This is a genomic window from Bradyrhizobium sp. CB1015 (assembly GCF_025200925.1).
Taxonomy (GTDB): Bacteria; Pseudomonadota; Alphaproteobacteria; order Rhizobiales; family Xanthobacteraceae; genus Bradyrhizobium.
The window spans coordinates 1,698,627-1,711,721 of record NZ_CP104174.1 but is presented as its reverse complement, the minus strand read 5'-3'; the positions used below and the strand labels follow the sequence as shown (position 1 = coordinate 1,711,721).

Below are 13,095 nucleotides of genomic sequence, written 5' to 3'. Positions count from 1 at the left end.
CGTGTCCAAAGAAGGGCCCCGCGAGGCGCCACTGCCGGGCCGCAGCGTCTCGATGGCTGTGGAGCAGCGGCATTTTGCGCGCTCCGCAATCTGACGCCGCGTACGATTGGACACATTTCTTTCCAAGACATGTTGTGCGGCAGTTACAGCAATTCGCGTTCATATTGATAAACGCACGGCGCCGGGGGGCACCGAAAGGAAACGACACTCGAATGAAAAACATTCTGATTCTGACTGCAAGCATCGGCGCACTCGTTGCGGCCACTCCCTCCTTCGGCACGGACTTGGCCGGGCAGCCTGTCAAGGTCAAAGCGGCACCGCTGCCGGCCGCGGCCCCGATTACCGATTGGTCCGGCTACTATATCGGTGCAAATGGCGGCTGGGGAACGAGCCACAATTGCTGGGATTTCAATGGCGCCACTCCCGAGGGCTGCCACAATTCGACTGGCGGGACCATTGGCGGCCAGATTGGCTATCGTTGGCACATCTTCAACATGGTCTACGGCATCGAAGGTCAGGGCAACTGGGCCGACGTCAACGGCTCCAATATCAGCACCGCCTTTCCGGCAAGCACCGTTGGCACCACGACAGATGCATTCGGTCTACTCACGGGCCATATCGGCTACGCGTTCAATGCCGTGCTACTATACGGCAAGGGTGGTGCTGCGGTGACCAGCAACACCTATCAGGTCAACTCGTTGGCTACTGGCACCGAGATTGGCAAAAGCAGTGATGTGCGTTGGGGTGGCGTGCTGGGCGCCGGTGCCGAAGTCAGCCTCACGCCGAACTGGTCAGCTGGCGTCGAGTATAACCACTTGTTCATGCAGCGCAGCAACATCAGCTTCCCAGCGGCTCTTGGTACGGATCGCGTCCACCAGGATGTCGATCTCATCACCGCACGGCTCAATTACAAGTTTGGCTCGCCCTTTGCTAGATAGAGACCTCCACGCGGTCGCGTGAATCGGACCCCGGCCAGCGGTCGGGGTTCTTTCGCGAGTTGATCCCACAAAAACGGCAATCATGACATTGGTAGGGAAGGCGACAGCACCATTTGCGAAGCAGGGACACGAGGTGACTTACAGCAAGAAATGCAGCTTACCTCGGCGGCCCCTCGAGTCCGGCCCTCTCAGGGCCATGTGTGGACGGCTCCGGGTTGGCAAGGAGAATCCTCACGTCGCAGATTGGTCGGAGCAGCCATGTGTTCGGCCTGTTTGTGCGGTTCACATGACCGCTGGCCATAATGCCCTCCGCGGATCAGGTCCCGATCAAAAGCACGCATTCGAAGATGCCGTGGCCCGTATGGGTTGTCCTGATCGCCGGATCGACCGGCGCTGCATTACGTGCTGTTCGCCCTCCCAACCGTTACGTCACGCCGGCGATGTCGGCGCGATCTCGTTTAGGCCGCTAGCGCGGCCGGCTCCTGGTAGCGTTCGTTCCTCGCCATCATCGCCCAGGCCATCCTGGCGAGCTTGTTGGCAAGCGCGATGGCCGCGACCTTGGTGGGCCGGCGGGCCAACAATCGCGTGAGCCATGGCCGATGATCGGTGCCATGGATCTTGGCGTAGCGGATTACGGCGAGCGCGCCAGCCGTAAACAGGCTACGCAAATAGCGATCGCCCTGCTTGCTGATGCTGCCAAGCTTGTCTTTGCCCCCGCTCGAGCTCTGCTTCGGTACAAGCCCAACCCAGGCCGAGAAGTCTCGTCCCGATCGAAAAGCTCTAGGATCAGCAATGCTCGCGACCAGAGCTGTTGCCAGCGCCGGCCCAACGCCGGGGATCGCGTCCAGCCGTTTGCTCGTCGCGCTTGATCGATGCCAGGCGATGATGCGCCGGTCGAACTCCAGGATCTGGGCCTTCAGCGCGCGCAATTGCCCACCGAGAGCAGCAAGACACATCCGGGCGCCCTCCGGGACTCGGTCTTCGGCTGTATCGGCGACGACTTCCAGCAGTTGCTCGACACCCCCGCGCCCGACAGGGGCGACAATCCCGGACTCGGCGAGATAGGCGCGGATTGAATTGATCACGGCAGTCTGCTGGCGGATGAAGAGGTGGCGCGCTCGGTGAAGCATCAGACAGCTCTGTTGTTCAACCGTCTTGGTCGGCACGAACCCCATGTTGGGCCTCGTCACCGCCTCGCAAATCGCCTCCGCATCAGCGCTGTCGTTCTTCTGCTGCTTGACGTAGGGCTTCACATAGGCCGGAGGCATCAATCGCACCGCATGCCCCAATGCCTGCAACTCGCGGGACCAATGGTGTGATGATGCGCAAGCCTCGATCCCTACCAGGCAGGGCGGCAGCTTCTGGAAAAACGTCAGGACTTGCCGGCGCTTCAACTGACGGCGGATGATCACCTGGCCAGCTGCATCAACGCCGTGCACTTGGAAGACTGACTTCGCGATATCCAGACCGATGGTCGAAATTGGCTGCATAGGGCTGCTCCTCCGAATCGTGGGAGCCTCAAACGGCGCCCACACCTTGGCACTCTCGTGCCGGTGGAGGAGCCGTCCACAGCATCAAAAGCGCAGCCCTATTCCAGCCCAGTCAAGTACAAAGTTCGGCAGTTGATGGGACGGTCTACACACGACGCTCGTTAAGGACCTTGACCTGACTGCAGCTCCGGCCGCCCCATCCCCACTTAAGCCCCTTGCGGAAACACAACTAGGCCGCACCTGATGCACAACTTATGAAGGGCTCGGTGGAAAACGGCGAAGAGCTTAGCCAAGATCGTTGAGGCATGATTTCTCCGCTCTTCGCGATCATCTCGCTGCTCTATGCGAGCGTTGGTGAGGCGGGTGGTACTGCATTTCTGTTGCTAATAACTTTCATTGGTATGCCACTGCATTGTACAACAGAGGTCGGGTGGGGCACCCACTTTCGCCTGATCAAGCGCTTGCCGCAATCTCCTCGACGCCTGGGTAGGCTCAGCTCGCATTCGCGCAAGAGCATCTGCAGGCTCGATTGGTCTACCGAACCACAAACTTCCTCAATCCATTGTGACCGGACTGGAATACCAGGATGGGAACGCATTCATGCAATGAAAAGCCGCAAGCTCTCCACCCCGATCCTGCATAGACGGCTCGAGCTCGCAGCATCGAGAACATAGTGACTGGATGGTCGACGCCTGACCAGGCGGCCTATGTGACACTGAGAGCTGCAGGTGCATCACATCGACGCGACGCGAATGAAGGCTAACGGAGTAGATATGCGCGTCTGGCAGCGATCGATAGCTGCAAAGGCTATGTCCAAAGAAAACTACCCAGCTGGTCAGGCAGAATAGACCATACAGATAGTGTTACATCTGATGTATCTGGCCAGAATTCGCTTTGCCATCAGCAGAACGTCCACAACCGTTGTGAGTTGGTGAGCTGCATTAGACAGGAACGAGACGCCGCCGAACCAAGGCGCCCCGACGCACTCGGCCGGGGGGCTGAAAGTGCGCCGGGTTCGCCCCAACATCATCAGTACATCCGTGATGATGCTTGTGGCAATGAGACAAGCAGCGTGGCGGAATTGAGGCTTATGCTTCGATACTAGAGATCAAAGCGAGTTTTCGTCGGCTGCGCCGACAGACTTGAATCGCACGTCGCGTCACGTTGTACTATTGCGCTCCTCTCGCTCTCATCCAGCAAGCAACTTGTCTTCCGTGGCACGCCGGCCTTTGACGGGAGGCATCCTTTGAACCCTGTGAGCAACCAAATCGGCTTTTGCTTGGAAACACCGGTTTGAAAATATGCGCCAGCTCAGCTGCTTCTGGTGAGACCTGCAATCCCTGTTTTCGTCGCAGAATGAGCAGCCCTCAGCGAATGCGGAAACGACGTGCCCTCGTATGAGCGATTGAACGTTGCGCAGGCTCGTCGGGCACGTCTAGTCGCTTCTCCGTGCTCGCACGAGAAATTCATATCCTAAACGTTCAGATAGCCGCCAACGAGCGACTCTCACTCCCTCACCCTGCCCCTAAGCCGCGTTTGCAGTAACATCGAAAACGGGACCAGATCTCAGAAACCACTAGGCGGGTTTGACATATCGCAAAGACATTAGAGAGGGTATTCGTCAGCTTTATGCTGGCCTGAGCATTGGAAAGTTAGGACTTGCCGACCTCCCTTCTGAACAAGTATTGCGATGCTCGCCTGCCTTGGTACACCATCTATCCAACCGTACCGGATTTCTCCGCGTGGTCGGTGCCGAGACTTGTGAGACATGGCTGAGGCGACTGCCGCCCGACGAGCCCGTATCGCTCTACATCCACGTTCCGTTCTGTCGCTCTATCTGTTGGTATTGCGGCTTCCCTACAAGCCTCACTCGCAGCGAGCGACCGGTCCGCAATTACTTGGCAGCGTTGCGAGAGGAGATAGGCTTGGTCGCAGAGCAAGTGCCGCGCGCTCTGCCGGTGAGCGACGTGCATTTTGGCGGCGGGACGCCGACCACCATTGCACCGAGCGATTTTCTCGCCTTGATGGAACTCCTGCGCCACTGCTTTGCGTTCAAAAAATCAGCTACCATCGCCATAGAAATCGATCCGCGTGGGGTCACGCCCGAGATGGTCGAAACGTTACAAGCGGCCGGGGTCAGCCGCGCGAGCATCGGCGTGCAAAGCTTCGATCCTATAGTTCAAAGGTCGGTCAACCGCGCGCAGAGCGAGGTGCTGACGGCTTCTGTCGTCGAAACTCTACCCCAGCATGGGATAAACCGCATCAATTTCGACCTTCTCTTCGGACTACCGCATCAAACGGTGCGGTCCTGCGTCGACACCGCGCGGACAGCTCTGGCCATGCGGCCAGACCGGCTTGCAGTTTTCGGCTATGCTCACGTCCCCTCCTATATGAAACGTCAACGCCAGCTCGATGAGACGGCGCTGCCGGACAATATTGCCCGTGCTGAGCAAGCCGCGGCCATAGCAAATACCCTGGTCTCGGCCGGCTATCGCCAGATCGGGCTCGACCATTTCGCCCTGCCCAACGACGAGCTCGCCCTGGCGCAGAAAGCTGGTCGACTGCGGCGCAACTCCCTCGGTTATTCGGCTGATACCACCAAAACCGTAATCGGCTTAGGTCCATCCGCCATCGGCCGTTTGCGTGAGGGTTATGTGCAGAACGAGATCGCGACCACTTCCTATTACGAACACGTTCGAGCCGGCCGCCTGGCAACCTCAAAAGGCTATTGTCTGTCGGCTGAAGATCGCCTCCGCGCCGCAATCATCGAGCGTCTAATGTGCGATTTGCACGCCGACATACCAGCGATCTGCGCTGCTCACGGATTTGATCCGATTCCTCTTCTCAAGTCTGCAGGCCGGCTGGGAATGCTTGCCGAAGACGGGATAGTGGACATTGAAAAGGGCTTAATTCGGGTCAAGCAGGAGCATCGGTTCGTCGTTCGTGCGGTTGCTGCCGCATTCGACACTTATCTCGACCGTACCCCCATTAGCTAAGCCATGCCTCGAGCGGAGTTGAAGACTCGAGTACACCTGCAGCAGTCTCGGCCTCAAGGCTCGGCTTTCTTCGGTCCTGCGATCATTGGCGCGCCTCCGAGAGAAACAGGCCGTTCTCGTTTGGACCGGCCGAAGGGTTTCCTGGCGCTGCTTGAACAGCCCGGGCTGCCGACAAAGCAGTCGCGGGAGCAGCAGATGGGAGAGGAGTTAAACTCTGCAGCGAGTCGATCCGCGAGGTCCGGATCGTGATCTGATCCAGGATCCCTTTTAGGTCATCACGCTGGGCAACGGCCCGGCGCTTGAGTTCCGCGATCTCATCGTCAGCTTTCTGTTGCGCCTCCCTTATCTCGGACTGAACCTGTCTCCCCTGGTGACGGGCTCATCTTTGAAGCGACGTCCTGCACTTCTGGCGACTCGACAAATTGTTCAAAATGACCCAAAGCCACGCGCCAGAAGCGAGCCGACGAGGACAAGCGGCAGCATCAAACCGGCGAGAATCCGTCTTGACGGCCTGTGCAGGAGCGGCCGCACGTCTGAACCGGCCGCTTGAGCAATCGACTCCATTGCTCCTCCCTCAAAATCCCTTCCAGCAGGTTTCTTTGTCGACGCGAGAGCCTACGATGCTGACGCGCTTCTAAGGGCTACTAGCGTCCACAATAAGCAATCTCGGCCACCTTCCCGATCGGCTGCTCCTGCTTCGATGCTATCCCCTTCAGCAACTCGACAATTTGCGCTCGTTCTCCATGATACAGTCCCGCAGCGAGCAATGGTTGTCGTCGTTTGGCCATGGCGATGGCGCAGCATTTTTTCCTCATTCAGAGGAATATTGCAGATTTTCTCGAGCGTCGCACGAATGCAAATCGTCCGCGGCTTCCTGCATTGTGTTGGATAGAGCAGCCTCGCCTCAGGCCTTGACGACATCACAAACTTCATCCGGGACACGCCACATAGGCACAACGGCTGAACGGCCGACCCGCAATGGCCGATCGGACTAGCTATCATTGCAAACTGTTCAACTCCCAATTCCGGCGGGTTGCTTGAGATGACGGATAGATGGCAAGCGTGACCAACGAACGCCGCGCACGTCATGGACTCCGATGCAACACAGATTTTGCACTGACAACCGCGGTAACAGAGCCAGCAACGTGCTCGCAGATTGGCGGCAAAGCCGCTGTATGGCTGTTCCCTCCGGCCTCCTGGGCCATCAGGTTAGACCTTCTGGTGTGATTGCCGGACGCGCAAATTCAAAGGCGCCTCGGCGAGCTTGGCGATTTTCTCGTCTTTCCGTGACAACGATGCCAATGAAGCGCTTCGTGAAGCCTGGTCTCACCGCCAAATCGGCTGACTCAGGTGAGCAAAGTGGAGATTCGCAACGCTTTCGTGCCCATTGCAGCGAGGCGCTGCGCGCTCGTGATGAGCATCTTGATGAACCAACGCTCGGGGCTGGCTCTCGGCGCACCGGCCTCGTTCATAGCCGTGGTTGCGAAGCGGATCATCACGTCGCGAGCTAACAGCTTTACAAGGCGGGGATGGTTCTTGTCGGAACAATCGAGATCCAGCTCGCCGTCCTCGCCCTCGAACGAGAAAACCCTAAGAGCTTACCGTTGGCCAATCAGGCCGCAGCGCAATCTATTCATGGCCGGGAAAGATGAAAGCAAGGTGCGCCGTGCGTGATTGCTTTCTTGAGACGAGTTTGCCGTGGGGATACCCGGCGGCCAAAGCACTTTCCTTTAATTTAAAGCCGAGAGGAAAGCAACGTTGGCTTCTTATCGCAGTTTCGCTCGCAGCTTATCTGGTCGACAATTCCGTACTGGCACAAACCGCCAGCGGGTTTGATCCTAGGAGCCACCCTGTGGATCAGGCCAGCAAAAGACGAAAGGCTTCTGATCCGGCCGAAAAGCTCCGGATGGGCCTGGCAACCAGCCCTCGTGCCCCGGCGCCAGCACCAAATCCCGGTGCGTCTTTCGAAAAGCGCGCTCGTGCGGACAGAGCTACTCAGACTAGAACGCAAAAGACGGTCGATCCCCTCGCACGGTACGACAATCTGCGTGAAAAAGGAGTGTGGTTCAACATACCTGGCGCTGTGGACACGATCGATCAGGACAAGGGCGGCGTTAGATCAGCGCTTGCAGATGTCGGCATCGGCTACATCGGCTGGACACACAACAGCTTTGCAAACAACCTGCTGCCGAATGCCGCCAGAAGTATTATCGCAAACCAGCTCTATATGGGCCAGAATCCGACCTTCGCGTCGGCAAACTTCATGATCGTCACCTACGATCTCAGCCGGCTTGGCATTTCCGACGGACAAATTGTCATAGGGGCCGAGCAGCAACACTGGACATGGGATCGCCCGGGACCAGATCGAGTGGGGCTCAATACGCTCGCCTACTACCAGACTTTCTTCGACAAGACACTAGAGCTTAAACTCGGCTATCTCAGAAACCAAAATGAATTCACCGGCACATTGTTCGGAGGGATTACAGGATCGAACATGTCTGCCTTGTTCCAGGGGGGCATGAGCACCAATGCCGCACCGACGCCCGCGGTCAATCTGAAGTACAATTTTGACCGTGGCTTGTACAACAAGGTCTCCGTCCAGCGCTCAATTAGCCCAGATGGTCCCTATGTCCAGATAACGGAGAATCCCACGGGCTTGAACTGGAGCACGCCCCATGCAGGCATTCTTCTCATTGATGAAGCCGGCTACAAGAGCAAGGCAGCTCCCGGCGTACCCGATACGTGGCTGCGGGCGGGCGTTGGTTTCAACACCAGCCGGTACACGAGTTTGACGGATCCCAAGCGAGGGAGGGAAAGCGGGAATAACTTTCACTACATCGCTGCGGACAGGCAGTTCTGGCAGAACGACCCCGATGGGATCCCATCTCGCGGGATCTATGGCGGCTTCTCCATTATGGAAGCTCCGCCGGACCTGAACAGGATCAGCCGGTATTCTGAGCTTCGTCTTTACGCCAGGGGAGCATTTGACAGTCGGCCCAGTGATCTGATTGCACTCGTTGCTAGCAACACGAGCTGGAGCAAATTTGCGGTGGATGCTGCCCTCGCCAAAGGGCAGCTTGCGCATCGCGACACAACAGCAATCACCGCAACATATACCGCCCATCTCGCTCCGGGAATATATGCAGGGGTCGGACTGTCATACATTCATAACCCGACAAGCATCACGCACACACCCCAGACTAAAGACGCGCTCAATCTGTTGCTATCTACGTTGATATTCTTCTGATCATCGCAACCGCCATTGTGCTACCAACTCCTCGTGACCCGAGGGACTTGAGCTTGGCGATCTCTTTGAAAGGATCCGCCGCATCTGCGCTAGCCAGGCATTGTTGCTCGGCTTGACGGAAAGTCGCTGACCCGGCGGTGACGTGCGCGAGTTCAGCGGGGACGCGAATAGCAACAGACTCATTGAAGCATTAAAGTATCTACGGACCTTTCGCTCGACGGGGGCGTCGTGCCCATCGTGCGTCCAAGGCGCACTCGCGCTAATCTCAATCCTTCCCCACAGAACCGGACTCTCATCAAGCCCGAAGACGCCATACCCACGGACACGCATCGATGGCGCCCCTGTGCAGGACCGCACGCCGCACGAGGCTAATCGGCACGAGGAGCATCAGGGTGGGCAGGATAATACGCCCATACCTCGGCTCTCCACGAAGGACAGGTCCTTGTCGGTCCAGAGCAGCTTCTTAAGAGCAGCTTCGCTGCCTACTGGATCATCTGGGCGACCAATCCATACCCTTGCCATGTTCCGTCCCTTCGCAGGAGCTTCAGCAGCTCGAAAGGACTTACGTGACGAGCTTCAGCGGCAATGGAAGGATCCCCTGGCCTCTCGTTTTCGTTGATCCAGAAGAGTTTACTGTTGATGAGGAGCAGTTCTCGAGGGGGGCTCGACGCAGAGCAGGCCTCTCGGGAGGAACCCTCGGGTAAGCGTTGCAGGAGGGCCCTATCGATCGGGGGGCACACGGCGTTGGCGAGAGACAGTCGTCTTCGAGACCAACCTCCTGTCTGAGTACGAGCAGTGGAGTTGTAGCACGATAAACCGACCGCCAGCACCATCGCCAACGTCACGCCTCAGCTCTGCAATCTACATCGACTGGATGCATGGCCCATCAAGCGCGAAGTGAGCGAAGGCCGCGCGCGAACTGCCCGCCGAGCATTTGGAAATGCAGCCAAGTTTGATTCTTCAGCCACGTTCGGGATAGGCGCGAACGCGCCGGCGTCCCTCGCTTTCCACCAACTCGCCCCTATAAGGCACTCCACGGATAGCGAAATAGGTCGGGCGCCCAACTTCGGGCATGATGCGCTGGCCTTCAAGGACGCGGACGAGGTAATCGGGCAGGAATCGCTCCCGGTGCTCCCATCCGCCCCGAATCAAGTACCCAAGATCGACTGTACCTTCGTCGGGTCGCGCGGCCCTGACGATCTGCGGGGGACGATAGAGGGGCTGCGATGGGCCAGCCTCGTTTATCCCGCCAGCGCGCGGGTGGTGGATCAGGCGAACATCCATGGGGCCTTCCGGCCCGACAGTCGCGGAATAGTGCTCCCCATTGATCGCGAACTGACTTGGCCCGAACTGGTTTGGCAGCAGATTGATATTGCTCAATACTTCGATCAACACGTCTGAAGCCGCCTTGGAGCCGTGGCGCCAGTCGGCGCCAACGATCGCTCCGATATCCCGCAGCTCCGGAGCCGCCCCCGGCGGTCCTGCGAACCACGAGGTGGCTGCAAATCCAGGTGCTGGCGCAGAGCGCGCATCGTCACGCAAGTCGTGCGGTGTGGGTGGATCGAGATCAACGAAGGAATCGAGGCCGCCGTAGATGTTTGACGATCGGGGCCTCACCGATGACGGTGATGCGGGTTCTTGCATTTGTTGCCCAAGCCAGGCCCAGGCTCCCTGGCTCGGGGTGGCCGGAGTAGCAGGAAGCTCGAGCGGCGGATGAGCTTGCGCGGCCCAGTGCGGCGCTGGCACTGGTGAGGCGGGTTCGTGGATTTGCTCGCCAATCCAATCCCGGGCTGCCGCGCTCGGCGTTGCCGGGGTTTCGGGAAGCTGTTGCGACGAACCGGCCTGCCAATCGCTGGGCGCTCGCATCGATGTGGTGGGCCCGTGGATCTGCTCGCCAAGCCAATCCCAGGCTCCCGCGCTCGGGGTGGGTGGCGTTGCAGGAGGCTCCTGCATTGAGTGCGGCTGTCGAGCAGCTTCCCAAGAAGGCTGGCCCGGATCCTCAGGAGGCCGCAATCCAAGCGCCCTGTTCGCCTCCAGGATTTGCTCGTATTGGCCAAGCTTGACTAGATCAGGCTTGATCTTGCCGTCTTTGGTTTCGCGCCTGTATTCCTCGACGTCCCGGTCAAGCGCTGGGGTGGAAAGTCTGCCAGCCATTGCCGGCCGATCATGCGTCTGCAGCCACTCACTTAGCCTATACATGCGGCGAGCTTGCCTGTCGATCGTCTCCGGCTCGATCCTGTGCGCCGCCTTTTCCGCCGCCGACCACCTGTCGATGAGGATTGCGTCCGCGCGGTGAGGGGCCAGTCGGCGGAGATCAGGCGCCAGCGCGTTTCCGGCACCGACCTCACGGAGCTTCTTCAAGGCCGCTTTGATGCGTCTGCTTCTGTCGTTTGCGTAGGTATCGACATCCTCATCCAGCTCAGCTTCCAGCTGATGGTTTTCCACCTCCGGGTTGTCCTGCTGCGCGTTTTCTGATTCCCGTTGAATTCGATCCGCAATTGAGGGCCTGCCGGCGGTGCTCAGGCGCGCGCTCAAATGGCGCAAATCGGCTGCGGCATTCTTGATCGTGCCGTCGGTGAGGTTACCCGCCGCTTTGTTTCTGAAATCTCTTATCAGCACCTCGTCCTCCTCTGGGACAGCGCGCGTCCGGCCTGGCTGGCGAGCATAGTCAATGCGAAGAGTCGTGGAAAAGGCATCCCCCTGTCCCGCATTGCGCGAGTACTTTTCGCTGCTCCCGCCAAAAGCCTTGCCGATTCCCGACTTGAAGCGTGACCATAATCCGCCGCTCTTGCCGCTCTTGGCCGACGCGGCGGACTCTGCGTCTGGAAAGCTGTAGCGCGCGCTGCTGAACGGATCATCTCGCAAGCTGGACTGCGGCACTTGCGCCGAAGCGGGAAGCTGGAAGCTGGGAATGTCTACGCTCCGGCGCGTGCCGCCCAGCGCACTCTCCCTAAAAGCGGAGTCCGGCGGCACCCGCATCGAACCGCCGAAATCCTCCCGCCGGACTGCTCGCCCCCCTCCTGCGGGAGCCCGATCAGGCGAATTTGAGTTGCTTTCATCTGACGGATCGAGACTCAAATCCTCCAGCCGCCGTTCAAAACCACGGTGCTCCCTTTGGTTGTCTCCTCGCTGCGCGGTCCGCTCTTGCAGGGCGGCGTACTCCCGCATCCAGGCTCCTGAATCGAAGAATGGGTCAACCGGATCCACCCTGCTCTCCTCATGTTTGTACAGGCCGGACAGCAATCGGTACGGCCTCGTAGCAGATCGTCTAGCAAGAAACAGATTGTGGATTGTTGTAGCCGCAACCTTTCGAAAAGCTGACGAGATCAGGACATTGCTGCGCGATTAACGGCCTCGCATCGGCCACCGCCTGGCGACAGGCGCTCCAATTTTTTCGCACCTCTTCGCCCGGCCTGTTCCAGTCGGCGAATTTTGTAAGCCGATGATACCAATGGATCGTCCTGTCGATCGTGTGAGCAATTCAAGCATCAGGCCCGGAACTCACTCAGCCGCTAAGACTGTCTAAGGTCATGCGTGACGAGCATCTTCTCCTCCTTCGCATCAACTTTGGCGCTGAGCTTATCCTGCGGGTGCTCTTCAATGGCGGACAGCGACCTCTCCTTGACGCAGACCGGGGGCGTTCTGGTGTCCTGGACTTCCATTTGTTGCTTTCGGCTGCGCTTGTGAGGGACCGAATTGGCCTACTGCGGTTTACCAGGTCTGGCGCTTTCGCTCGAATGCAGAACGTCCCTTTCGAAGGCTTACGGCGTATCCCCCGCTTCCCGGAAGACGTGGATCACATAGGGCTGCCCTTGAGGGAGCGTAGTCGCCTAGACGAGAGGAACAGCGAGTTCAGATATCAAATCGCCCAGACAGCTTTTTCAAGAAGATGTGCAATCCTGAGTTCTCAGCAGTCATCCCGAGCGCCTCTCGGCGCTCGGGAGCGGACAGGCAGCGCGCAGTTCGAGGCCGAGCTTGGCAGGCCAGCTCGGCAAATGAAAATCCGGCAGGCTTCATTCGTCCCTTGACTGCGGAACCGCAAGGCTTGTCGTGCAGTCTCGGAAGCGCCTCGATCAAGCGCGTGCAGGACTTCGCCCGCCTGACGGATTGGCCATCGTAAGCTGCGAATACGGTACTCCACCACTGCTTGCCCAGATGGATCTCGCTGGAAGGACTCGAAGTCAACTAGATCTGACGAACAGTTAACTCCCGCGTCAAACCAGCTGGTTGGTCGGCGCAGCGGCCTGTCTGGTCTGCTCAACAACTTCCGACTGACGGAGCTCTGGTCCCGAGGAGCTGTGGAGCTGACGCAGATATGCCTCGCCTTGCGCGCGCGTTTTCATCGCTCGGCAAGACCGAAAGGCCCGCATTTTCCAACCTGCAAAAGCACCTTCGCGGCAATTGGCGAGGCTTTGACGATCGAC

At 58.7% G+C, this 13,095-nt stretch carries 4 protein-coding genes and 1 pseudogene; 3 read left to right on the top strand and 2 right to left on the bottom strand.

Annotation, left to right across the window (positions count from 1 at the left end):
- The first annotated feature begins 212 nt into the window (after positions 1-212).
- Complete coding sequence (locus N2604_RS07725) at positions 213-938, top strand: outer membrane protein (protein WP_124163664.1); 726 nt, start codon at positions 213-215, stop codon at positions 936-938.
- Positions 939-1,396: 458 nt separating this feature from the next.
- Here N2604_RS07725 and N2604_RS07720 read toward each other — a convergent pair whose 3' ends face one another.
- Positions 1,397-2,428 carry an IS110 family transposase gene (locus tag N2604_RS07720; protein WP_158669167.1) on the bottom strand — a complete coding sequence of 344 codons (1,032 nt, stop codon included), beginning with the start codon at positions 2,426-2,428 and terminating at the stop codon, positions 1,397-1,399.
- A gap of 1,659 nt (positions 2,429-4,087) precedes the next feature.
- Here N2604_RS07720 and hemN point away from each other — a divergent pair.
- Together hemN and N2604_RS07710 are read left to right on the top strand one after the other, a co-directional pair.
- Positions 4,088-5,424, top strand: a pseudogene (hemN, locus tag N2604_RS07715) (oxygen-independent coproporphyrinogen III oxidase).
- A 1,693-nt stretch (positions 5,425-7,117) separates the two neighbouring features.
- Entirely contained in the window at positions 7,118-8,671 is a 1,554-nt protein-coding gene (locus N2604_RS07710) for a carbohydrate porin (protein WP_245333606.1), read from the top strand.
- A gap of 960 nt (positions 8,672-9,631) precedes the next feature.
- Here N2604_RS07710 and N2604_RS07705 read toward each other — a convergent pair.
- Positions 9,632-11,878: a hypothetical protein gene (locus N2604_RS07705; RefSeq protein ID WP_260374225.1), complete on the bottom strand. Its 2,247-nt coding sequence runs from the start codon at positions 11,876-11,878 to the stop codon at positions 9,632-9,634.
- Between the last annotated feature and the right edge of the window lie 1,217 nt (positions 11,879-13,095).

Excerpts from the sequence above, each read along its gene's own strand:
- N2604_RS07725 (WP_124163664.1), top strand. The coding sequence starts at position 213 with ATGAAAAACATTCTGATTCTGACTGCAAGCATCGGCGCACTCGTTGCG.
- N2604_RS07720 (WP_158669167.1), bottom strand. The coding sequence starts at position 2,428 with ATGCAGCCAATTTCGACCATCGGTCTGGATATCGCGAAGTCAGTCTTC.